The sequence below is a fragment of the Burkholderia pyrrocinia genome (assembly GCF_022809715.1).
In the GTDB taxonomy this organism is placed as follows: Bacteria; Pseudomonadota; Gammaproteobacteria; order Burkholderiales; family Burkholderiaceae; genus Burkholderia; species Burkholderia pyrrocinia_C.
This window is the reverse complement of record NZ_CP094460.1, coordinates 862,793-886,335: the sequence shown is the minus strand read 5'-3', so window position 1 is coordinate 886,335 and position 23,543 is coordinate 862,793. Positions and strand designations below refer to the sequence as shown.

Annotated in this window: 19 protein-coding genes and 1 pseudogene; 9 read left to right on the top strand and 11 right to left on the bottom strand. The window is 65.9% G+C overall.

Features of this window, described 5'->3' with window-relative positions; all coding sequences use genetic code 11:
• Positions 1-18: 18 nt before the first annotated feature.
• Positions 19-189 (top strand): hypothetical protein, encoded by a 171-nt coding sequence (locus tag MRS60_RS20765; protein WP_243566574.1) that lies wholly within the window; start codon positions 19-21, stop codon positions 187-189.
• A gap of 51 nt (positions 190-240) precedes the next feature.
• Here the strand turns inward: MRS60_RS20765 and MRS60_RS35190 are convergent.
• Together MRS60_RS35190 and MRS60_RS20760 are read right to left on the bottom strand one after the other, a co-directional pair.
• Positions 241-510: pseudogene (locus MRS60_RS35190) on the bottom strand (FRG domain-containing protein); the annotation flags it as partial.
• A 361-nt stretch (positions 511-871) separates the two neighbouring features.
• Complete coding sequence (locus tag MRS60_RS20760; RefSeq protein ID WP_243566573.1) at positions 872-1,498, bottom strand: tyrosine-type recombinase/integrase; 627 nt, start codon at positions 1,496-1,498, stop codon at positions 872-874.
• 284 nt (positions 1,499-1,782) lie between these two features.
• Here MRS60_RS20760 and MRS60_RS20755 point away from each other — a divergent pair, with 284 nt between their 5' ends.
• Together MRS60_RS20755 and MRS60_RS20750 are read left to right on the top strand one after the other, a co-directional pair.
• Positions 1,783-3,543, top strand: coding sequence for an AAA family ATPase (locus MRS60_RS20755; protein WP_243566572.1), 1,761 nt, complete (start codon positions 1,783-1,785; stop codon positions 3,541-3,543).
• Entirely contained in the window at positions 3,540-5,306 is a 1,767-nt protein-coding gene (locus tag MRS60_RS20750; protein WP_243566571.1) for a UvrD-helicase domain-containing protein, read from the top strand. The genes MRS60_RS20755 and MRS60_RS20750 overlap by 4 nt, the downstream gene beginning before the upstream one ends.
• A gap of 270 nt (positions 5,307-5,576) precedes the next feature.
• On the opposite strand, the gene MRS60_RS20745 is transcribed toward MRS60_RS20750, so the two are convergent.
• The 3 genes from MRS60_RS20745 to MRS60_RS20735 form a co-directional block, all read right to left on the bottom strand.
• Positions 5,577-5,927, bottom strand: coding sequence for a hypothetical protein (locus MRS60_RS20745; RefSeq protein WP_217587488.1), 351 nt, complete (start codon positions 5,925-5,927; stop codon positions 5,577-5,579).
• A 115-nt stretch (positions 5,928-6,042) separates the two neighbouring features.
• Positions 6,043-6,450, bottom strand: a complete 408-nt coding sequence (locus MRS60_RS20740; protein WP_217587486.1) for a hypothetical protein — start codon at positions 6,448-6,450, stop codon at positions 6,043-6,045.
• 124 nt (positions 6,451-6,574) lie between these two features.
• The gene (locus tag MRS60_RS20735; protein WP_217587484.1) at positions 6,575-6,829 is read right to left on the bottom strand and encodes a hypothetical protein; all 255 of its coding nucleotides are present in this window, start codon (positions 6,827-6,829) and stop codon (positions 6,575-6,577) included.
• A 170-nt stretch (positions 6,830-6,999) separates the two neighbouring features.
• Between MRS60_RS20735 and MRS60_RS20730 the strand changes: the two genes are divergently transcribed.
• Complete coding sequence (locus MRS60_RS20730; protein ID WP_243566570.1) at positions 7,000-8,211, top strand: MFS transporter; 1,212 nt, start codon at positions 7,000-7,002, stop codon at positions 8,209-8,211.
• 140 nt (positions 8,212-8,351) lie between these two features.
• A complete protein-coding gene (locus tag MRS60_RS20725; protein WP_243566569.1) occupies positions 8,352-8,897 on the top strand; it encodes a DUF4303 domain-containing protein in 546 nt (181 codons plus the stop codon).
• Between the two features lie 105 nt (positions 8,898-9,002).
• Here the strand turns inward: MRS60_RS20725 and MRS60_RS20720 are convergent, their stop codons facing one another.
• The 6 genes from MRS60_RS20720 to cobA all read right to left on the bottom strand — a co-directional run bounded on the left by MRS60_RS20720 (position 9,003) and on the right by cobA (position 14,169).
• On the bottom strand, positions 9,003-9,701 hold the full coding sequence (locus MRS60_RS20720) for a fumarylacetoacetate hydrolase family protein (protein WP_243566568.1): 699 nt from the start codon (positions 9,699-9,701) through the stop codon (positions 9,003-9,005).
• 126 nt (positions 9,702-9,827) lie between these two features.
• Positions 9,828-10,769 carry a helix-turn-helix transcriptional regulator gene (locus MRS60_RS20715; RefSeq protein WP_105391956.1) on the bottom strand — a complete coding sequence of 314 codons (942 nt, stop codon included), beginning with the start codon at positions 10,767-10,769 and terminating at the stop codon, positions 9,828-9,830.
• A gap of 92 nt (positions 10,770-10,861) precedes the next feature.
• A complete protein-coding gene (locus tag MRS60_RS20710; RefSeq protein WP_243566567.1) occupies positions 10,862-11,461 on the bottom strand; it encodes a uracil-DNA glycosylase family protein in 600 nt (199 codons plus the stop codon).
• Between the two features lie 126 nt (positions 11,462-11,587).
• The gene (locus MRS60_RS20705; RefSeq protein ID WP_131948902.1) at positions 11,588-12,640 is read right to left on the bottom strand and encodes a CmpA/NrtA family ABC transporter substrate-binding protein; all 1,053 of its coding nucleotides are present in this window, start codon (positions 12,638-12,640) and stop codon (positions 11,588-11,590) included.
• Positions 12,641-12,645: 5 nt separating this feature from the next.
• A complete protein-coding gene (locus MRS60_RS20700) occupies positions 12,646-13,242 on the bottom strand; it encodes an ANTAR domain-containing response regulator (RefSeq protein WP_243566566.1) in 597 nt (198 codons plus the stop codon).
• A gap of 165 nt (positions 13,243-13,407) precedes the next feature.
• A complete protein-coding gene (cobA, locus tag MRS60_RS20695; protein WP_243566565.1) occupies positions 13,408-14,169 on the bottom strand; it encodes a uroporphyrinogen-III C-methyltransferase in 762 nt (253 codons plus the stop codon).
• A gap of 654 nt (positions 14,170-14,823) precedes the next feature.
• Between cobA and MRS60_RS20690 the strand changes: the two genes are divergently transcribed.
• Genes MRS60_RS20690 through MRS60_RS20675 form a run of 4 tightly spaced genes read left to right on the top strand, consistent with a single transcriptional unit; the run spans position 14,824 to position 23,349 of the window.
• Positions 14,824-16,149, top strand: coding sequence for an MFS transporter (locus MRS60_RS20690; RefSeq protein ID WP_105391954.1), 1,326 nt, complete (start codon positions 14,824-14,826; stop codon positions 16,147-16,149).
• A 21-nt stretch (positions 16,150-16,170) separates the two neighbouring features.
• Positions 16,171-18,762 carry a nitrite reductase large subunit NirB gene (nirB, locus tag MRS60_RS20685; protein ID WP_243566564.1) on the top strand — a complete coding sequence of 864 codons (2,592 nt, stop codon included), beginning with the start codon at positions 16,171-16,173 and terminating at the stop codon, positions 18,760-18,762.
• Between the two features lie 38 nt (positions 18,763-18,800).
• Positions 18,801-19,145 carry a nitrite reductase small subunit NirD gene (gene nirD / locus MRS60_RS20680; RefSeq protein WP_034180211.1) on the top strand — a complete coding sequence of 115 codons (345 nt, stop codon included), beginning with the start codon at positions 18,801-18,803 and terminating at the stop codon, positions 19,143-19,145.
• 16 nt (positions 19,146-19,161) lie between these two features.
• Complete coding sequence (locus MRS60_RS20675; protein ID WP_243566563.1) at positions 19,162-23,349, top strand: bifunctional nitrate reductase/sulfite reductase flavoprotein subunit alpha; 4,188 nt, start codon at positions 19,162-19,164, stop codon at positions 23,347-23,349.
• Positions 23,350-23,543: the final 194 nt, after the last annotated feature.

Below are 23,543 nucleotides of genomic sequence, written 5' to 3'. Positions count from 1 at the left end.
AGATCGCTTCGAGTATCGATGGACGGTGAAGCACCCGTGCTGCGCAACGATTCGATCGTTACTCAGCCGAGGTTCAATCAATTTAGTCGCGTCTATATCGAATGGATCAAAGTCAGGCGTCTCGGGCACAAAGCGGTCTTTGGCGTCGAGAAGATACACGTAGCGGTCCCCGCGACGCTTGCCCTTTGAATTCCCTGCGCACGCGAACCAAAGCGCTGCGAGAGGATTTGTTGTCCAATCAAGTAGTCGCGTCTTCATCCCGAAGTGTTGCGCGAGTACAAGCAGATCGATAGTACGGGTGACGTGGGCGGGAATGCGCGTTACTCCGACACGTTGCATCTGTTCGATAAGCGCTCGTTCCTCGTCGGTTGTATTCTCGTGGGGATTGGCTCGCGCAATGGATGGCAGCAAGTTGCCTCGTACAGATTGCCCTCGGTATACGACCGGACCGTACGCGGCGCCTATGGTGTCCGTATAGGAAATGAGATCGTGTATCGACTTGATAGTCATCGATGAAATCTCTTCAGGTGGATCATTCTCCATGGCCGCCCTTTCAGATGAAAACAGCAAGATAATAGCCCTGAACGAATCGCCCTGCGGCAATCAATTTCCGGACACCGGCGGATTGCATGGGATGCGGCTTGCCATGCAGAGGAATACATCGCGCGCGATCTCGTTGCGTCGTGTAAAAACAACGGGGTCAGCGACTACTAACCGGCCCCCGATAGGATTCGAAGCAACAACCCTCTGATCCCAACCACACGCACTACTTGCCTTATGGGCTCTTGGTCGCTCATAAGCCGCCGCTCGCTGACAGTGCCTGAGAGACCGTTCCTGGCCGGCAAGCGACCGCTCGCCGGCCAAGACGCGATCAAACCTCGGTCTGCTCCGCCATCTCGAGGGCATCGTCGACCTCGATTCCCAGGTAGCGAACCGTGCTTTCCAGCTTTGTGTGTCCGAGCAGCAACTGCACCGCCCGAAGGTTCTTTGTCCGCCGGTAGATCAGCGAAGCTTTCGTGCGGCGCATCGTGTGGGTACCGTATGCGGTATCGTCGAGGCCAATCGATGCGACCCAGCCGTGTACCAGCCGGGCATATTGCCGCGTCGACAGGTGCGGTGACGTATGAATCCGGCTCGGGAACAGAAAATCCGCCGCCTTCAGTCCCCGGGTTTCGACCCACGCTTCGAGGCTCTCACGAGTCTGTTCCGTGATCTCAAATTGCACCGGCCGCTGGGTCTTCTGCTGCATGACTGTCGCTCTCGACGCCACTTGGCTTCCGTGACGGACATCCTGGACCCGTAACCGCGTGAGGTCGCACGCCCGCAGCTTGCTATCAATCGCGAGATTGAACATCGCGAGCTCACGAATGTTCGACGCCATCTGAAGTCTCGTCCGGATCGCCCAGATTTCCCGAAGCTTTAACGGTGGCTTCTGCCCGGTGAGCTTGCCCTTGTTCCACGGCACGCGGTGGACAACCACGACATTCTCGGATTCCATGACAATCTCCTTTCAAGCGAAGGGAGATTAAGTGTGCGCCGCGTCGGGCGGTCGCAACCCGACCCGCCGCGGTCATTCGATTTACAGGACTCCAGCGACGGCTTCCAGTTGGCTAGCGGTCCTTCTGACGCCGACAAATAACATCAGTTATCTACCCCAAAATTCGGCCCAATTTCACGGGTTCGATCTATCATCTCTAGCATTGCCTTCGAGAGAGAGACGTCGTGAGAATCAGCCGTGTCGTAATTCGCAACTTTCGAGCCTTCCAGCACCTCGATATATCCTTGGACAACAATATCAGTTGCGTCATCGGGGAGAACAACACCGGCAAGTCTGCATTTCTCCATGCGATTCGGCTTTGCATAGACGCAAATCTCCCATCGACGTATCGTAGTTTGTCGATGCGCGATATATCAACCGCCATTGATATTGGCAAGCCTGCCGAGGTATTAATTGGCCTCGAAATAACTGACTATGCGGGGAAGGTTAACGAGGAAGCTCTCGCTGGAGCGTGGAGTGTTGAATCGAACCGAGCTCGTCTGATTTATCGTTTTCGGCCTCGGCCGAGCATCCGCGAACGACTGGCGGCCGCGGACCCAACCCTCGGAAAGCTTGTACTTTCTGACTATCAGTGGGAACTGCAAGGGGGAGGTGACGCCGAGATAAACCTCGCAAAAATTGATTGGGACGAAGATGTTGGGTTCGGGATCCGGTTCTCTGACCTCCAGGCCTTCCAGGTTGTATTTCTCCCGGCACTCCGTGATGTGGAGAGCGATCTCCGGCAACCTCGGTCGTCGCCCTTCGTGAAACTCATTGAGGCGTCTGCTATCACGGATGCAGAGAAGCAGAAGCTTGTCACTGCACTGGAAAAGGCGAACGGTACAATATCGTCGTCGGACACTATCACGAAGCTCGCCCGCGCCGTTGATAAGTCGTTCAATGAGGTCGCCGGCCCTGCGTTCGAAATGACCATTGATGTCGGCTTGGCAGAGCCTACATTTCAGTCAGTGGTGCGGGCGCTCCGGCTTCTGCTCTCCAATGACGCAGTCACTGATGCAGATCCAAGCTCGAATGGCCTTGGCGTTAACAATGTTCTCTACATCGCCATCCTCATCGAGTACTTTAAGCGACGACTCCAGCAAGAAAACTCAGCAGGGCAACTCATACTGTTCGAAGAACCGGAAGCCCATCTGCACCCTCAATTGCAACTCTCCCTCTACGCCGCGCTGGAAGGGCTGCCATTCCAGACTATTCTGACCACACACAGCACTCACATCACGGCACAGGCTGGGTTAAACAAATTCGTCGCGTTAACGAATGTTGGCACTGGATGCTCACACTCTTCGGTACCGTCTGCCTGCGACAACCTCTCCGACGATGATGTTGCTGACTTAGAACGCTATTTGGATGCAACCAAATCGGGCCTGCTTTTCGCAAGAAAGGTGATCTTGGTCGAGGGGCCCGCTGAACTGCTCTTGATTCCCGCCCTAGTGAACCAGGTACTGGGGCGCGACCTAGACCGTGAAGGCATTACCGTAATTCCCATCTACGGGGTTCACTTCGACGTCTACGCAAAGCTCTTCTCAAAGTATGGGCTACCGAAGAAATGTGCAATCATCGCCGATGGTGACCTAACGCCTTCAGACGCCGCCGAGTCGGGGCTCAGTGAAGAGGAGGCGCCGTTTAACGCGCCGGACCTCTCTAGACTCGAAAGCAAGTACGTAAAGGTGTTCGCGAATGCCACAACGTTTGAGCGTGCCGTTACGATGTATGGAAATATCGAGATGTTCGCACGGACGGCTTCATCGCTCGGTGCAGTCGCGGTGGCGGCACAACTGCGACGCTGGCGCGAGGAATGGAAAACGCTCGAACCTGGAAGTGACGGTGCGAAAGAGCTTGCCGAAAGATGCAGGGGCAAGGTCCTCAGCACGGCGAAGCGGTATGGGAAGGCTCGCTTCGCGCAAGTTGCAGCGCGAAACATCGCGACAGCAACATCCATTCCCCCGTATATCCGGGAAGCTGTTGAATGGTTGTCTCAACCATGAGACTCACGAACGAACAGCGTGACGCTGTCGAGTGCGATAGCTCGGTGTTCCTCACCGCGTGTCCGGGTTCCGGAAAGACGAGTGTAATTACCGCCAAGCTGGGGCGCTGTCTCGAGGAAGTGGAGTCCACTCCACGGAGCGTTGCCTGCATCACGTACACAAATGCGGCAGTTCACGAGATTGAATCGCGTGTGAGAAGATCGTTGGGCGTCCGCGACGAATGGGCTCTGGACATTTCTACTATCCACGCGTTCTGCCTTAACAACATTTTTCGACCATACTCACACCGACTCCCTCACTTTCAGCACGGATTCAAGGTCATCGGGCAAGATAGCGAAGAGTTCGAAAGTCTTGTCCAGGAGACGCGATCCGCGTTTGGTAAACGTGCTACTGGGCGCGATACGGATGAATTCGGCCAACTCCGAATCACCGCTGAAAAATTTACTGTCGGTCCTCCCATCGTGTCTGGGACCATCAGCCCCGCAGAAGCTAGCCATTTTTGGCGGTTAATGTATGAGCGTCGACAGGTCGACTTCGCGAGTCTGTTGTATCACTCTCTGACTCTCTGCCTAACTTATCCGGAAATCTGTAACCACCTTTCGGCCCGCTTTGCCTGGATCCTGGTGGACGAGTTTCAAGACACAACGGACCTCCAGGTTGCCATCTTCGAAGAGGTTCACAGGCGAGGGAACACCAAGTTCTTTTTGGTGGGAGACCTTTACCAGTCCATTTTTGGTTTTGCGGGCGCCGCACCGGATCTGGCGGAAAGCTTTGCTGAGCGCATCGGCGCGCTTCGCGACTTCGCACTGTCGGGAAACTTCCGGTCTGCTCCCGCAATCATTGACGATGCCAATGCGATTTTCCCCAGGGTCCCAGCGATGACGGCGGAGGGCCGACATAAAGGACTTGCTCTCCAGACGGATTTAGTAATCGCTAGTAACCCAACCCATGCCGTGACCGATTTTTTCTTACCGCGAATTGCGGAATTGGGTATCCCACCTGGTGAGTCGGTGGTTCTGGCCAACTCCTGGTTCAAGTTGATGCCAATCGCGAAAGAGCTTCGAATCCGGGGCATACCTGTTCTCGGACCGGGCGCTCGACCCTACAGGCGACAGAGGTTATTCGCAACGGTCGCAGAGAGAATCTGCGGCCACCTGTGCGAGCCAGATTTTGAAGCACTGGTGGGCGTCGAACGGTCCCTCTACGACATGATATTAGAGGTCGCAAATCGGGCACCTCACCGACTCTTCACATATGACGGCCGAAGGCTAATCTACCAAATTTTGTCTGATGCCGCCAATGCTCGAGATCGTTCTACTGGTGGAATGGAGTTCTTGTATTTACTTGCTGCACGCGTATCAGCACACCTTGTGGCCGAAGGTTACATCTGCACACACGAGGTCGAGGCGCTTCGCGAGTCGGTGGAGGAAATGGAACGCGATGTCCGCAAAAACAATATTGATCCAGAATCTCTCTCTATTGAGGAAATGGGAATTCTCGCGCGACCAAAGCGCGCAGTAAAGCTCTTGACGTTCCACGCCGCAAAAGGCCGAGAGTTCAGTGCAGTTGCGATGGTTGATCTGAACGAAGGGAGCATTCCCTTCTATCAACTCAGGACCGAAGAGGAGTTTGCTGAAGCTCAGCGACTGTTCTATGTAGGGCTGACTCGAGCTCAAAAATACCTGATGTACGCCCCAGACATGCGCGATTACAGGAACCGTCCAAGTCGGTTTGTTGGGGCCGGCTTTTTAGGCAAACAATGAAACGTTGACCGTGTTGTTAGTAAACTCGGCGCGCTCGGCGGATACTCCTGCTGTGACCACGGAGCGGGAGCTCTCGAGGCCGATCCATAACGACGGGCATCAGCATGATTGCCCTACTAGTCCACACCGACGACGAATCCCGATGACTGATTTGAGTCGCGGTTCGGACGCTCGACTTATGCACGCTAACGTCCGTTCCTGGCCGGCAACTGCCGGTGGTGACCGGCGGAAACCGACCCGGAGCCGCCCCCACGGCTATCCCGGAAGCGGTCACTCAAAGTCCAATGCGATGTCTACGGTGGCCTTGTACCAGGCTAGGAAATTTTCGAACTCGCCGGCGCATTCCCACCCTGCCGACGCGAAGTCGTGAACGATCTGCACTCGTTCGCCCTTGCCCGCCTCCCAACAGGCTATGTCATCGCTACCCGTATCTCGGAAGAAAGGGACCAACTGCCGATCGGGATATCGCTTAGCCAGCCCTTCTAGCCGAACGCGGAGCCATTTTCCCTCAAGTAGCTGCCACGGCTCTAGATTGAGGATATTCAGTTCAACTGCCCGGGCAAAGTGGCGCGGATAAGCAAACCATGTTGGTCGCTCAGTTTCATTAAGTAAATCGGGCATCACGGATCCACTCTCGGTAGTCGTTGAGAATAGCGTCGGTCGCTGTTGTTATTGTTCCCAATACAAGACGCGAGGGCTGCTGACCGCTCCCGGCCTATCCAAGGCGATTGCGTCGTCAAGCCTGCGAGGCCTTGGCGAACCTGTACTGCTCATTCCACCATCGCACGAGCTCTCCGTGCTGCTGATGCGTAACCCATGACACGTTCTCCTCTGCGTCTGCGGTTCCACCGAAAATCAGTGGTTTTACTAGCCATTTGACCTTTCCAGCGAGTCGCGGATCAGGCTCCAGGTCATACGGAACCGGAAGATTGAAAGATGCAAGGTAACGCGTATCCAGCGGAACGCTGGGGATGGTGAAAGTCGCCCCGGCCTCATCCTGGACGATGAAATCTTGCCAACCTCGGAGCCCCAAGACTGAGAAGCCGGGAAGCGCCGTGTCGAATCCGCAGGCGCTCGCCGTGGCCAATGCCTCATCGTCTGCAAATAGGACGATGTAATCGTCTCCGTGCCAGCCTTCAACCATATCGTTCTACGCCTCATACTGTTAGAAACAGGATGCCAACCTCGAGCATATCTGAAGTATGAGCGTCGCCTTTGAGGCTTGGTCGTCGCGTGGCAGCTCCTGGCCGCACGCGGAAATTCGCCGATCAGCCTGATTGAAGGTTGGCTACGCAGTCGTTGATTGCCCGCGCGAACTGCGGATTGGACAAATCGATACCGACACGCGCGAGCGAAAGCAACAATTGCTCGACGCCTTCAACAACCCCGACGATGCGCCCATTCTCTACGGGATCGCTAAAGCTAGGTAGTGCGTCCGGCAAATTGGATTCGATACTTGCGATTCCGTCCTCAACCCTGAGGTCGATTCCACACGGCAGCAAAAACACCCGATCGTTATCCATTCTTCCGATCTCGGCGTGGTCGACAGCCGCATTGTCAACGATCCGACCAGCGATGTCGAACGCCCGCTTCTGGCCGACCTCAGACGGTCTTTCTCACGCCCCCCAGAAATCCGCGAAGAACTTTTTTCCATTGCGCACCCCCACGCGGCGCGTGCGCGGAGGACATTCGCTTGCAACCGAACCTGCCGATCGATTCCGCTGCGGCGTCGCCGCGACACGCGACGCTGATCCTGCTGTGCGCGTTCTCGGTGCTGCCGCTGAGCTTGTTCCTGCCGTCGCTGCCGGCGATCGCGCGCGACCTGCGCGCCGACTATGCGCTCGTCGCGCTGTCGCTCGGCGGGTACGCGGCGGTGGCGGCATCGCTCGAGTTCGTGATGGGGCCGCTGTCGGACCGGTTCGGGCGAAGGCCGATCGTGCTGGCGAGCGTCGGCGTGTTCGCGCTCGGCTCGCTCGGCTGCGCGATGGCGACCGATATCCGCGTGTTTCTCGCGTGCCGGCTGATGCAGGCGGCGATCACGTCGGTCTATCCGGTGTCGATGGCGACGATCCGCGACACCGGCGGCGGCAGCCGTGCGGCGAGCCGGATCGGCTATGCGGCGATGGCGGCCGCGTTCGCGCCGATGCTTGGCCCGACGCTCGGCGGCGTGCTCGATCAAACGGTGGGCTGGCGCGCGAGCTTCTGGTTGCTCGGCGCGGCCGGCGTCGTGCTGTTCGGCTGGTGCGCGTTCGATCTCGTCGAAACGCACACGAACCGGTCGTCGAGTCTCGGGCGGCAGCTTCGCGCGTATCCGGCGCTGCTCCGCGCCCGCCGTTTCTGGGCCTATGCGCTCTGCATGGCGTTTTCGACGGGCTCGTTCTACGCGTTCCTGGCCGGCGCGCCGCTCGCCGCAAAAACGCTGTTCGGCATCGCGCCGGCGGAGATCGGTTTCTACATGGGGACGATCACCGCCGGTTTCGTGTGCGGCAGCTTTCTGGCCGCGCGTTTCGCACGCCGCTACGCGCTGGCGACGACGATCCTGTGCGGTCGTGTCGTCGCGTGCGCGGGGCCGCTGATCGGCCTCGCGCTGGTATTTGGCGGCGTGACGCATGCGATCGCGTGGTTCGGGCCGTGCGTGCTGGTCGGCATCGGCAACGGGCTGACCAATCCCGGCGCGCATGCCGGTGCGGTGTCGGTGCGGCCGGAGCTGGCGGGCAGCGCGTCGGGGCTGGCCGGCGCGATGACGATCGCCGGCGGCGCCGCGCTGTCTTCGTTGACGGGCGCGGTGCTGACCGCCGGCAACGCGGGTTATGCGCCGCTCGCGATGATGCTGCTGTCGGCGGCGATCGCGCTCGCGGCCGCCGTCTGCGTGCGCGTGTTCGACGCGCGGGACGCCGGGCAGTGAACACGGATGCGGCCCGCTACCGCGCCGCGCGCGATTGGCGGACAATTCATCGAACGCCGGGAGACGACGAACCATCCGCGAGCCGTATTCCCCGACGCGCGAAGGGCGACTGGGCGACTGGGCGACTGGGCGAGGATGCGATGATCGACTTTTCTGATTTCCAGCGGGAAATTGCCGACGCCGCGAGGGCGACGTTCAAGGCGCTGCGGGCGTTGCACCCGGACGAGCATTTCTACGCGTTCGCGCTTTATACGGACAGCGGCGCGATGACGGTGGTGCCGGCGGCCAATTCGGTCGAAGGGCTGAGCCGGGTCCGCGCGCAACAGGCGGTCGCGGACGACGATCCGGATCCGTGGTACGTGTGGGGCTGTCCCGAATGGGCGTACGCGGCGGCGGAAGCGTCGCCGTTCAACGCGATCTGCGGCAAGCTGGCCGACGAGGTGCTGAGCCCGACGTTTGTCCGGTCGAGGTTCGCGGAGTTCTCCCGGCAACTCCACACCGACATGATCGAGGCGTTGCGGCTGCTCGATCGCGACGGCCTGTTCGGCACGGGCGAAGCAAGGGACGCCATCACGCTGTTCGTGTCGATCAGCGACGACGACGCAGCCGAGGCGCTGGAAAACGAATCGGCGAAAGCGCTGAATCCGCCGGCCGTCGCCGACACATTCCTGCGCCGCTACGACTGAGCAACCGGAATGCCGTTGCGGCCGGCCAGAGCCGCAACGCACAACGCACAACGCACAACGCACGTCGGGCGCTGCATCGGCCCGCGTGCGTGCCTCTTCGATCCGTTACGGCTTCGCGCCCACGACGAACTCGAACGTCGCGACGCCGTCGACGCCGCCCGTCACGCGGTCGCCCGGCTGCAGTGCGCCGACGCCGGCCGGCGTGCCGGTGAAGATCAGGTCGCCGGCCTTCAGCTCGACCGAGCGCGACACGTACGCGATGACGTCGGGCACGGCCCAGATCATGTCGGCGAGATCGCCTTGCTGGCGCGTTTCGCCGTTGACCGCGAGCCAGATGCGGCCGGCGGCCGGGTGGCCGGTGGCCGTCGCCGCGCGCAGCGCGGTCACGGGGCCCGACGCGTCGAAACCCTTCGCCCAGTCCCACGGACGGCTCAGCTTCTTCGCTTCGGCCTGCAGGTCGCGGCGCGTGAGGTCGACGCCGACACCGTAGCCCCACACGTGCGACAGCGCGTCGGCCGGGTCGATCGACCGGCCGCTCTTGCCGATCGCGACGACCAGCTCGATTTCGTGATGGAGATCGCTCGTCAGCGGCGGATACGGGACGGTGCCGCTTGCCGGGACGATCGCGTCGGCCGGCTTCGTGAAGAAGAACGGCGGCTCGCGGTCGGGATCGGCGCCCATTTCGCGGGCGTGGTCGGCGTAGTTGCGGCCGACGCAGAACACGCGGCGCACCGGAAAGCGCGCGGACGACTGTTCGACTTCGACGGAAGGACGCTCGGAAGCGTCGATGACATAGGCGGACATCGGATGGCCTCGTTCGGTGGGTAGACGGATGCCGGCGCCCGTGCGGCGCACGGGCCGGCATGCGTGCAACGATACCCGACGCGCGTGCGGCCGGATGCGACACAACTGCGTTTTACCGGGACAAAACTACGCGTCGGCGGATGCCGGTGCGTCGTCGCCGTTCGGCAACGCGGCGTTCGCGTCGCGGTACGCCTTCGGTGACACGCCGACCCGCGCGCGGAAGCGCCGCGCGAAATATCCTTCGTCGCGAAAGCCGACCGAGCGCGCGATGTCCGCGATGCGCCGGCTCGTGTGGGCCAGCAGCGATTGCGCGAGCGCGATCCGGCGCTCGGTCACGAGATCGGTGAACGTGCTGCCGGTTTCCTTGCGGACCAGGTGCGCGAGGTAGTTCGGCGACAGGAACGCGGCCTCGGCGGTCGCGGCGAGCGTCAGGTCCTCGCGGGTCAGGTTCGCACGCACGTGCCGCAGCACGCGCGCGAGCGCGTCGCGCCGGCCCGCGCGCTGGGCGCCGCGCTGCGCGAGCTTGTCGAGCGCGCCCGCGTACTGCGTGCAGACGAGCCCGATCAGCTGCAGCAGGTAGCCGCGCAGCAGCGTGGTCGAGCCGAAGGTGCGCACGCGATCGGTATCGAGCATGCACAGCGCGAGGCGGCGTGCTTCGTCGTACGTGTCGCCGGTCAGGATGAAATCGAGATGCTCCTGGAAGCGGAACGGCGTCAGCTCGGGAAAACGGTGCGCGGGCACGTCCTCGAGATCGAGCGGATCGACGTCGAGATCGGCGCGCAGGAACGCCTGGCTGAAGTTGATCACGATGAAGTGCGCGCCTTCCGGATGCGGGATCAGGTGCTCGCGGTGCGGCAGCACGAACGCGAGCGCGCCGCGCGGAAACGGCCGCGTGACGCCGCCGATCCGCTGCTCGGTGTCGCCGCCGAGGTTGAACTGGATCTGGAAATACGCGTGCCGGTGCGGCTCGGTGATCGCCTGGCGCGACGCCTGGTCGCGGATGTAGAAATCGAGCCGGTCGCTGCGTTCGGGCATCCCGTACAGGCGCGGCGGGGCGGTGGATGGCATGAAGGATTCTGCGGTTCGTGACGCGGTTGAGCCGCGATGGTACAGCGAACCGGGCGCGGCGGGGATAGGCGGGGATGGGCCGGGCCGCGCGATCAACCCGCAACCAGCGGCGCGACCCGGCGGCGCAGCTCGGGCACGACGTCGGCGTCGAACCACGGATGGTGCTTGAACCACGCCTGGTTGCGCGGCGACGGATGCGGCAGCGGCAGCACGCCGGGGCCGTAGTCGCGCCATGCGTGCACGGTGTCGGTCAGCGTCGCCTTGCGCGTGTCGCGCAGGAAATGCCGCTGCGCGTACTGGCCGATCAGCAGCGTCAGCCGGACCGAAGGCAACTCGGCAACCAGCCGGTCGATCCACAGTTGCGCGCATTCGGGGCGCGGCGGGTTGTCGCCGCTCGCGCCGCGGCCCGGGTAGCAGAAACCCATCGGCACGATCGCGAAGCGCGTCTCGTCGTAGAAGGTATCGGCATCGACGTCGAGCCAGCCGCGCAGCCGCTTGCCGCTCGCGTCGTCCCACGGGATGCCGCTTGCATGGACGCGCGCACCCGGCGCCTGCCCGACGATCAGGATCCGCGCGTCGCGATGCGCGCGCACGACCGGGCGTGGGCCGAGCGGCAACTCGGCTTCGCATGCGCGGCACGCGCGGATTTCGGTGAGCAGCACGTCGAGCGGCGCGCGTGTTCGTTTCGGCATCGGTTCGGATCGGGGACGGAGTGGCAATGCGGTGCGTCCGTGCGACGCATGCCGGAAGCCGCCGGGTGGCCCGGATCGGCTTGGCGCGGCTCCTGAGCGCGCGCCAACTGCGTCACGCGGCGCGCATCACGCTTGCGACGGGCCCGCTGCGCCGCGTTCGGCGACCGCAGCATCATACAACGCGGTCTGCGCGATCGCCGCGGCGATCCCCGCGTCGTCGTGCGAACCGTCGAGCATGCCCCAGCGCCGGTATTGGGCCAGGAACCACCGGCCGTCGAGCGGATCGGGCCGGTTCACGGCGCCGCCGTCGTGGAAGCGGATCGGTAGCGGCGGCTCCGCGAACGGCCCCGCGCCGTAGTCGCCGAGCAGGCGCGGCGCGATCAGCCGCGCCGGCACGCCGATCGCGTCGGGCGACGCGAGCCAGTCGGCCGCCTCGCGGCGGTGCGCGGCGCTGTCGAGCCACGCGCAGGCATCGACGAGCGTGCGGATCAGCGCGCGTGCGGTGGCCGGATACAGCGAGACGAAGTCGCGGCGGGCCGCGAGCACCTTCTCCGGATGTTCGGGCCAGATCTCGCTCGTGACGGCGACGGTGCGGCCGGCCTGGCACGCTTCGGCGACCGCATGCCACGGCTCGCCCGCGCAGAAGCCGTCGAGCTCGCCGCCCGCGAGCGCGGCGACCATCTCGGGCGGCGGGATCACGACGCTGCGCACGTCGCGCAGCGGATCGACGCCGTGCGATGCGAGCCAGTGGTTCAGCCACATCGCGTGCGTGCCGGTCGGGAAGGTCTGCGCGAGCAGCGGCTTGCGGCCGAGCGTCGCGAGTGCGTCGCGCACGCTGCCGCTCTCGCGGTACGCGTCGGCGAGGCCACGCGAGAACGAGATGGCCTGGCCGTTGCGGTTCAGCACCATCAGCGCGGCCATGTCCGCCTGCGGGCCGCCGATGCCGAGCTGCAGCCCGCAGACGAGCCCGTACAGCGCGTGCGCGGCGTCGAGCTCGCCGCTCAGCAGCTTGTCGCGCACGGCGGCCCACGACGGCTGGCGGTTCAGTTCGAGCGTCAGGCCGTGCGGTGCACCGAGGTTCAGGCGCTGCGCGACGATCAGCGGGGCCGCGTCGCTGAGCGCGACGAACCCGAGGCGAAGATGCGCGCGTTCCGGCGCGGCGGGAGGCGAAGTATTCATGGCGGTCATGGCTGGGGTGACGCATCGAGCAACTGCCGCGCGATGTCGACGATGCGCAGGCCCTGATCCATCGCGCGCTTGCGCAGCGCTGCATACGCATCGTGCTCGGACAGCCTGCGCTGGTCCATCAGCACGCGTTTCGCGCGGTCGATCAGCTTGCGCTCCGCGAGTTCGCGCTCGACGTCGGCGAGCCGGCGGCGCAGCGCATCGTCGTGCGAGAAGCGCGCGAGCGCGACTTCGAGAATCGGCGCGAGGCGCTCGGCCGACAATCCTTCGACGAGATACGCGCTGACGCCGGCGCCGACCGCCGCGCGGATCAGCGCCTGGTCGCCGTCGTGGCTGAACATCAGCACGGGGCGCGGCGCGGTCGCGTTCATCACCGCGAGCTGCTCGAGCGTGTCGCGCGACGGCGAATCGGTATCGATGATCACGACGTCGGGGCGCTGTTCCTCGACGGCCGCCGGCAGGCGCGCGGGCGTCGCGACGTCGTTCAGCATCTCGTAGCCGAGGCGCGCGAGCGCGTCGCCGAGTTCGCCGATCGGCTTGTCGGTGTCGGTGACGAGCAGCACGCGCAGGCGGGTGGGCAGGGCGGACGAACTCATGAGGCGAGCGGCAGCGGCAGAAGGTCGGCGCGGCGCGCGAACGGCATGTGACGGCCGAGTCGTGACGCGGTTCCGATACCGCGCGTGCGCGACCGGCGGCCGGCGCGAACGCGGCCAATGGATTCGGAAGAGGCGGGCGGCCGGCGCCGCGTGATGCAGCGCATGCTACGCGGCCCGGACCAGCGCCGCGTCGCGTGCGGCATCCTCATGCCGCACGGCCGCCTCGCCGATCGCGCCGCCGACGAGGATCACGGCCGGACTGCCGAGCCGCGCTTCGTCGATGCCGCGCGCGAGAGTGCCGAGCGTGCCGGTCCAGCGGCGCTCGTCGGGCGTGCCGGCCCATTGCACGGCCGCGGCCGGCGTCGATGCCGGCAGCGCGGCGAGCAGCCCCGCCGCAATGCTGTCGACGCGGCTCATCCCCATGTAGATCGCGAGCGTGGTGCCGGCCGCCGCGAGTCGCGACCAGTCGGGTTCGCCGTGGTCCTGGCGGTGCGCGGTGACGAAGGTGACGCCCTGGCAGTGCTCGCGGTGCGTGAGCGAGATGCCGAGGCTCGCGGCGACCGCGAATCCCGACGAGATGCCGTTGACGATCTCGACCGGAATCGCGGCGGCGCGCAGCGTCGCGAGTTCTTCGCCGGCGCGCCCGAACAGCAGCGCGTCGCCGCCCTTCACGCGCACCACGTGCGCGCCGCGCAGCGCGTAGCGGCGCATCAGCCGCTCGATGAATGCCTGCGGCGTGGAGCGGCAGCCGCCGCGCTTGCCGACGCGGATCACGCGCGCCTGTGGGGCGAGTTCGGCGATGCCGGGCGCGACGAGATCGTCGAGCAGCAGCACGTCGGCGGCGGCCAGTGCTTTCACGGCCTTCAGCGTGAGGAGATCGAGGTCGCCGGGGCCGGCGCCCAGCAAGGTGACTTTGCCTGTCGTCATGTCGTGTTCCTGTGCCGCGTGCGTGCGGCCGTCGATAGCGCGTTTTCTGCGGGGCGGCGGCGGGCGGTAGAAACAGTCCGGCATCCGGCCGTGCCGCGCACGGGAGGGACGCCGTTGTCCTGACGGGCCCGCCGTGAATGACGGGCATGGTTTTGCGGGAACTGCCCACCGGCGCCGTTGCCGGTGTGATGCATGGAGTTCAGCAATATCCGGGCCAACCGGCGCGATGCGCGGCGGGAGCGCGGCGCGACGGCCGTGTGACGGCCGCGCGCGTGCGCGCGGCAGCGGCGCGCAGGCAGATGCAATGCCGCGTCGGCGTGCATCGTGCCCCGTCAGCGCGCACCGCAATGTCGCACGGCGACAGTGCTGCAGCGCACCACATCTGTGCCTCGCTGCATCGCGGCGTATCGTGCGCCGCGTGCCGGAGCGCGGCGCATGCTGGCCGGCGAGCCTTGTGCAGCGGGGATGCCGGCGCGATTCGGGCCGACATGGCACGGCGTTTGCGTAGGCTGGTTCGGACGCGTCAATGGCGATTCGTCCGCAGTACCGAATACATACGCGCCCGGCAACGGGCTTCATGGGCAACGGCGTCCTACGCATCGGGTCTCGACGAGACCGGGTGCGCAGGACGCCGTTTTTCGTTTGGCGGATGACATGACCGACAAAGCTACCCGTATCGATCTCTTCAGCCTCCGCACCGCGCCGATGCGCGCGTTCCACCTGACGTGGATGGCGTTTTTCGTGTGCTTCTTCGCGTGGTTCGCATGCGCGCCGCTGATGCCGCTCATCGCACGCGAATTTCATCTGACGGCGGCGCAGGTCGCCAACATCAACATCGCCGCGGTGGCCGCGACGATCGCCGTGCGGCTGCTCGTCGGCCCGCTGTGCGACCGCTTCGGCCCGCGCCGCATCTATGCCGGCCTGCTGCTGCTCGGCGCGATTCCCGTGTTCGCCGTGCCGTTCGCGCATGACTACCTGACGTTCCTGATCTGCCGGCTCGGCATCGGCGCGATCGGCGCGGGCTTCGTGATCACGCAGTACCACACGTCGGTGATGTTCGCGCCGAACGTGGTCGGCACCGCGAACGCGACGACGGCCGGCTGGGGCAATGCGGGCGCGGGTGCGACGCAGGCGCTGATGCCGCTGCTGGTCGCCGCCGGCCTGATGCTCGGTTTCGGCGAAAGCTCGTCGTGGCGCATCGCGCTGGTCGTGCCGGGCGTCGCGATGCTCGTGATGGCCTGGGCGTACTGGCGCTTCACGCAGGATTGCCCGCAAGGCGACTTCGTCGCGCTGCGCAAGGAAGGCGTGACGATCGACAGCGGCAAGAAGGGCGGCTGGGCGAGCTTCGCTGCCGCGTGCGGCAACTATCGCGTGTGGATGCTGTTCGTCACGTACGGTGCGTGCTTCGGCGTCGAGGTGTTCATCCACAACATCGCCGCGCTGTACTACGTCGATCACTTCAGCCTGTCGCTGAAGGACGCGGGTTTCGCGGTCGGCATGTTCGGGCTGCTCGCGCTGTTCGCCCGCGCGCTCGGCGGCTGGCTGTCCGACAAGATCGCCGCGCGCCGCAGCCTCGACGTGCGCGCGACGCTGCTGTGCGCGCTGATCGTCGGCGAAGGGCTCGGGCTGATCTGGTTCTCGCATGCGCAAGGCGTCGGTATCGCGCTCTTCGCGATGCTGACCTTCGGCCTGTTCACGCACATGGCCTGCGGCGCGACCTACGCGCTGGTGCCGTTCATCGACCGCAAGGCGCTCGGCGGCGTCGCGGGGATCGTCGGCGCGGGCGGCAACGTCGGCGCGGTCGCCGCGAGCTTCCTGCTGAAGGGCGTCGGCGACGTGCAGCACACGCTGAGCCTGCTGGGCCTGGCCGTCACCGCGACCGCGCTGTGCGCGATGGCCGTGCGCTTCAGCGAAGAACACAAGGCACGCGAGGCCGAGCTGCGCGACCGCGCGCTGGCCGCGGGCAGCGTCGCGAACTGATCGACCGAAGGAAACGTCATCATGAAACTCATCGTCATCGGCCACGGCATGGTCGGCCACAAGCTGCTCGAATGCGTCGCGGCGGAAGCGGGCACGACGGGCGCGCTGCAGGTCACCGTGCTCGGCGAGGAGCCGCGCCCGGCCTACGATCGCGTGCACCTGTCCGAATTCTTCGCGGGCAAGTCGGCGGACGACCTGTCGCTCGTCGAACCCGGTTTCTTCGAGCGTCATCCGCAATTCGACCTGCGCCTGAACGCGCGCGTCGCATCGATCGACCGCGCTGCGCATACGGTCACGCTCGCGTCGGGCGAAACGCTCGCGTACGACAAGCTGGTGCTCGCGACGGGCTCGCGCCCGTTCGTGCCGCCGATGCCGGGGCATGATCGCGCGGGCTGCTTCGTGTACCGGACGATCGAGGATCTCGAAGCGATGCAGGCGTGCGGCACACACGCGAAGCGCGGCGTCGTGGTCGGCGGCGGGCTGCTCGGCCTCGAATGCGCGAAGGCGCTGCGCGACATGGGGCTCGACACGCACGTCGTCGAATTTGCGCCGCGCCTGATGGCCGTGCAGGTCGACGACGGCGGCGGCCGGATGCTGCGCGCGAAGATCGAGGCGCTCGGCGTGACCGTGCATACGGGCAGGAACACGCTCGAGATCGTCGACGGCGAGGAAGGCACGCACCGGATGGCGTTCGCCGACGGCACGCACCTCGATGCCGACATGATCGTGTTTTCGGCCGGCATCCGCGCGCGCGACGAGCTGGCGCGGGCATGCGGGCTCGACATCGGCCCGCGCGGCGGCGTCGCGATCGACGACGCATGCCGCACCAGCGACGCCGACATCTACGCGATCGGCGAATGCGCGGCGTGGAACGGCATGGTGTACGGCCTCGTTGCCCCCGGCTACGACATGGCGCGCGTGGTCGCGAAGCAGCTGGGCAGCGACGCGAACGACGCACCCGCGTTCGCCGGCGCCGACATGAGCACGAAGCTGAAGCTGATGGGCGTCGACGTCGCGAGCATCGGCGACGCGCACGGCACGACGGCCGGCAGCCGCACCTACCAGTACGCGGACGAGCGCCGGCAGGTCTACAAGAAGCTCGTGGTGTCCGACTGCGGCAAGTTTCTGCACGGTGCGGTGATGGTCGGCGACGCGGCCGAATACGGCACGCTGCTGCAGATGATGCTGAACCGCATCGAGCTGCCCGAATCGCCCGAATTCCTGATCCTGCCGTCGTCGGACGGCGCGGCGAAGCCGGCGATCGGCGTCGACGCGCTGCCGGACGGCGCCCAGATCTGCTCGTGCAACAACGTGTCGAAGTCGCAGATCTGCACGGCGGTCGCCGACGGCGCGACCAGCCTCGGCGCGCTGAAGTCGTGCACGGGCGCCGGCACGTCGTGCGGCGGCTGCGTGCCGCTCGTCACGCAGATCATGAAGGCCGAGATGAAGAAGCAGGGCCTCGCGGTCAACAACCATCTGTGCGAGCACTTCCCGCATTCGCGCCAGGAGCTGTTCCACCTGGTCCGCGTCGAAGGCATCACGACGTTCGACGAACTGCTCGCGAAGCACGGCCGCGGGCTCGGCTGCGACGTGTGCAAGCCGGCCGTCGCGGGCATTCTCGCGTCGTGCTTCAACGAGTTCGTGCTGAAGAAGGAACATGCGGGGCTGCAGGATTCGAACGACTACTACCTCGCGAACATCCAGCGCGACGGCACGTACTCGGTCGTGCCGCGCATGCCGGGCGGCGAGGTCACGCCGGAAGGGCTGATCGCGGTCGGCCAGGTCGCGCAGAAGTACGGGCTCTATACGAAGATCACCGGCGGCCAGCGCGTCGACCTGTTCGGTGCGCGCGTCGAGCAGCTGCCGTCGATCTGGGAAGAGCTGATCGCGGCCGGCTTCGAATCGGGGCATGCGTACGGCAAGGCGCTGCGCACCGTGAAGTCGTGCGTCGGCTCGACGTGGTGCCGCTACGGCGTCGACGATTCGGTCGGCCTCGCGATCGACCTCGAGAATCGCTACAAGGGCCTGCGCGCGCCGCACAAGATCAAGTTCGGCGTGTCGGGCTGCACGCGCGAGTGCGCGGAAGCGCAGGGCAAGGACGTCGGCATCATCGCGACCGAGAAGGGCTGGAACCTGTACGTGTGCGGCAACGGCGGGATGAAGCCGCGCCACGCGGAACTGCTCGCGTCCGACCTCGATCGCGCCACGCTGATGCGCTACATCGACCGCTTCCTGATGTTCTACGTGCGCACGGCCGACCGCCTGCAACGCACGAGCGTATGGCGCGACAACCTCGAAGGCGGGCTCGACTACCTGGCCGACGTGGTCGTGCACGACAAGCTCGGGATCGCGGCCGAACTCGAAGCCGACATGCAGCACGTGGTCGACACCTACGAGTGCGAATGGAAGAAGGCCGTCACCGATCCCGACACGCGCAAGCGCTTCCGCCACTTCGTGAACAGCGATGCGCCGGACGCGAACATCGCGTTCGTCGAGACGCGCGGCCAGATTCGCCCCGCGACGCCCGACGAGCGCGTGCGCGGCAAGCCCGTGACGATTCCCGTCGTCGCCGAAAGCGCGACGCAGGCCGTGACCGAATCCGCAACCGTCTGACCCTGACCGACACCAGCGTCTTTTCCAAGGAGCCCATCATGAACGATCGTCTTCCGCTGTCCTGGACCCGCGTGTGCCCGCTCGACGACATCGTGCCGAACACCGGCGTGTGCGCACTCGTCAACGGCGAGCAGGTCGCGGTGTTTCACGTCGCGCACGCCGACGGCGGCGTGTTCGCGATCGACAACGTCGATCCCGTGTCGCAGGCGGCCGTGATGTCGCGCGGGCTGATCGGCAGCCTCGGCGAGCGCGTCGTCGTCGCGTCGCCGCTGTACAAGCAGCATTTCGACCTGCGCACCGGCGAATGTCTCGAAGCGCCCGAGCAGTCGGTGAGCGCGTATCCGTCGCGGGTCGAGGACGGATACGTGTGGATCGCGGCCTGACCGCCCCGGAGCGCGCATGACCGCCACCCCCGTCAAGAGCGTGTGCCCGTACTGCGGCGTCGGCTGCGGGATGGTGCTGCACGTCGAGGATGGCGAGGTCGTCAAGGTGTCCGGCGACTCCGACCATCCGACCAACTTCGGGCGGCTGTGCACGAAGGGTTCGTCGGCGCACGTCGCGCTGCGCCGCTCCGGGCGGCTCGACCGCGCGTTCGTGCGCCGCGCGCGCGAGGACGACCTCGTGCCGCTGCCGGCACGCGACGCGATCGCCGAGACCGCGCGCCGCCTGCGCGCGGTGCTCGATGCGCATGGCCCCGACGCGCTGTCGTTCTATGTGTCGGGGCAGATGTCGATCGAGGCGCAATACCTCGTCAACAAGCTCGCGAAGGGTTTCGTCGGCACCAACAACATCGAGTCGAACTCGCGCCTCTGCATGGCGAGCGCGAGCACCGGCTACAAGCAGTCGCTCGGCGCGGACGGCCCGCCCGGGTCGTACCAGGATTTCGATCGCGCGAACCTGTTCTTCGTGATCGGCGCGAACATGGCCGACTGCCATCCGATCCTGTTCCTGCGGATGATGGATCGCGTGAAGGCTGGCGCGAAGCTGATCGTCGTCGATCCGCGCCGCACCGGCACGGCCGACAAGGCCGACCTGTTCCTGCAGATCCGGCCGGGCACCGATCTCGCGCTGACGAACGGGTTGCTGCACCTGCTGCATGCGAATGGCCGCACCGACGCCGCGTTCATCGACGCATACACCGAAGGCTGGGACGCGATGCCCGCGTTCCTCGCCGACTACAGGCCCGAGCGCGTCGCGGAAATCACCGGGCTCGCGGAAGCCGACCTGCGCACGGCCGCGCAATGGATCGGCGACGCGCAGGAGTGGATGAGCTGCTGGACGATGGGGCTCAACCAGAGCACGCACGGCGTGTGGAACACCAACGCGATCTGCAACCTGCACCTCGCGACCGGCCGCATCTGCCGCCCCGGCAGCGGGCCGTTCTCGCTGACGGGCCAGCCGAACGCGATGGGCGGCCGCGAGATGGGCTACATGGGCGCCGGGCTGCCGGGCCAGCGCTCGGTGCTGTCCGACGACGACCGGCGCTTCGTCGAGAACCTGTGGCGCGTGCCGGCCGGCACGCTGCGCAAGGAAACCGGCCAGGGCACCGTCGACCTGTTCGCGCGGATGGCGGCCGGCGACATCAAGGCGTGCTGGATCGTCTGCACGAATCCGGTCGCGACCGTGCCGAACCGGCAGAACGTGATCGCCGGGCTGCAGGCCGCGGAGCTCGTGATCGCGCAGGACGCGTTCCTCGATACCGAGACCAACCGCTACGCGGACATCCTGCTGCCCGGTGCGCTGTGGGCCGAGGGCGACGGCGTGATGATCAACTCCGAACGCAACATGACGCTGATGCGCGCCGCGGTCGCGCCGCCCGGCGACGCGCTGCCCGACTGGCGCATCGTCGCGGAAGTCGCGCGCGCGATGGGCTTCGGCGACGCGTTCGACTATGCGTCGGCGGCCGACGTGTTCGACGAGATCGTCCGTTTCTCGAATCCGGCGACGGGCTACGACCTGCGCGGCGCGAGCCACGCGGCGCTGCGCGACGGCCCGGTGCAGTGGCCGGTCGCGCCGGGCACCGCGCGCGAGCGGCACCCGATCCGCTATCTGAACGACGGCGTGAGCCAGACGCTGCGCACGGCGGCTGACGGGAGCGCTGCGCCGCATCTCGCGTTCCCGACGCCGTCGGGCAAGGCGCGCTTTTTCGCGCGGCCGCACGTCGATCCGGCCGAGCTGCCCGACGACACGTTCCCGATCGTGCTGAACACCGGGCGGCTGCAGCATCAATGGCACACGATGACGAAGACGGGCAAGGTCGCGATGCTGAACAAGCTGAACCCGCGCCCGTTCGTCGAGCTTCATCCGGACGATGCGAGCGCGCTCGGCATCGCCGCGAAGGACAGCGTCGAGATCCGCTCGGCGCGCGGCCGCGCGGTGCTGCCGGCCGTCGTGACCGAGCGCGTGCGGCGCGGCAACTGCTTCGCGCCGATGCACTGGAACGACGTGTACGGCGACGACCTGTGCATCAACGCGGTGACGAACGACGCAATCGATGCCGAATCGCAGCAACCCGAACTGAAATATTGCGCGGTCGCGCTGCGGCGCGTCGAGACCGACGCGTTCGCGTCCGCCGACGACGAGACGGCGCAACCCGATGCATGCGCCGCCGACGCACGGCCCGCTTCGGCGATGGTGCAGGCCACTGCTTCACAGGAATCCGACATGGCAGACATCGACACTTTCGCGGCCGCGCTCGGCGTGACCGACTTCGCGCCGCCGCCGTTGAGCGACACCGAGCGGCTGTACGTGGCCGGCCTCGTCAGTGGATTGAAGGCGAGCGCCGGCCGGCGCGAGGGCGGCGTGCCGGTGCTGCCGGCCGGCGCGCCGCTCACGCCGCCGGTGCGGTTCTGGCTCGACGGGATGCTCGCGGGCCTGTTCAGCCGTTCGCTGCCGGCGAGTTCGCTGGTTGCCGTTGCATCGGCATTGCCGGCCGATGCCGCCGCGCCCGGCGGCGTGCGGATCGTGCGCACGCGCCCGAAGGTCGTGCTGTTGTGGGCGTCGCAGACCGGCAACATCGAATCGCTGACCGAGGATTACGCGACGCAGCTGATGAACGCCGGCTTCGAGATTCGCACCGCGTGCATGTCCGACTATCCGGTCGCATCGCTCGCGGGCGCGCAATACGTGCTGCTGATGACGAGCACGTTCGGCGACGGCGATGCGCCCGACAACGGCAGCGAATTCTGGGACGCGCTGCAGGCCGGCAGCGCCGCGCGCCTCGACGGCGTGCACTTCGCGGTGCTCGCGTTCGGCGATCGCAACTACGACCAGTTCTGCGGCCACGGCCGCCGGCTCGATGCGCGGCTCGCGGAACTCGGCGCGGCGCGCCTGTGCGCGCGCGTCGATTGCGACGTTGAATTCCAGAACGATGCGGACCAGTGGCTCGAACGCGTCGTCGCGCGGATCAAGGAGGCCGATGCAGCGCTGCACGCGGTGCCGTCCGGCGGCATGAGCCCGTCGGGGCTGCTGCCGTCGAAGGCGCATCCGGCGCCGTCGAAGCTCGTCGCGAACCTGCGGCTGAACCGTCCGGGCGCCGCGAAGGACACGCGTTATGTGTCGCTGTCGACCGAAGGCGCGAACCTCGAATACGAAACCGGCGACGCGCTCGGCGTGTGGCCGACCAACTGCCCTGAGCTGGTCGACGAGTTGCTGTCCGTCACCGCGCTGAAGGCCGACGCGCCCGTGTCGGTGGCGGGCGTCGGCGACATGCGGCTCGGCGATGCGCTCGCGCGCCACTTCGACATCACGCGCCCGCATCCGGACACGCTCGCGTTCATCGCGTCGCGCAGCGCGAACGGCGCGCTGAAGTCGCTGCTCGGCGACGATCGCAAGGGCGACCTGAAGCAATGGTTGTGGGGGCAACAGCTTGCGGACGTGCTGCACGAGTTTCCGGTCGAGCTGTCGGGCACCGAGCTGGTCGGGATGCTGAAGCGGCTGCAGCCGCGCCTGTATTCGATCGCATCGAGCCCGAGCGCGCACCAGGGCGAGATTCACCTGACCGTGTCGGCCGTGCGTTATCACAACGGCCGGCGCGCGCGCAAAGGCGTCGCGTCGACGTTCCTCGCCGATCGCGCGGACGACGGCCGAGTGCCCGTGTTCGTACAGAAGTCCGCGCATTTCCGGCCGCCGGTGAACGGCGACGTGCCGATCGTGATGGTCGGCCCGGGCACCGGCGTCGCGCCGTTCCGCGGCTTTCTGCACGAGCGGCAGGCGCGCGGCGCGCGCGGCCGCAACTGGCTGTTCTTCGGCGAGCAGCACGCGCAGACCGACTTCTACTACGGCGACGAGCTGGGCGCGATGCACGACAGCGGCTTCCTGACGCGGCTCGATCTCGCGTTCTCGCGCGATCAGGCAGACAAGATCTACGTGCAGGACCGGATGCGCGAGCAGGGCGCCGAACTGTTCGCATGGCTGGAGGAAGGCGCGCACTTCTACGTGTGCGGCGACGCGTCGCGGATGGCGAAGGACGTCGATACGGCGCTGAAGGCGGTCGTCGCCGAGCACGGCGGAATGTCGGACGACGACGCGAACGACTACGTCGCGCGGCTCGCGAAGGCGCGGCGCTATATGCGGGACGTGTATTGAACGCAGGCGGGGCGGCTTGACGCGGCCGTGCCGGCTGGCTGTCCCGGCAGGGTGGCCGGTCAGCCGGCGGCGATCCGGGCTGTCGGGATGGCCGTTCTGCAACGCGTTTCCGCCGCCGGGCGTCGAAGCGGCGAGCCGGACCGTGACGATGGGGATCGGGCAGTGCGTCGTGCCGAGGTTGCCGGCGTCGTGGC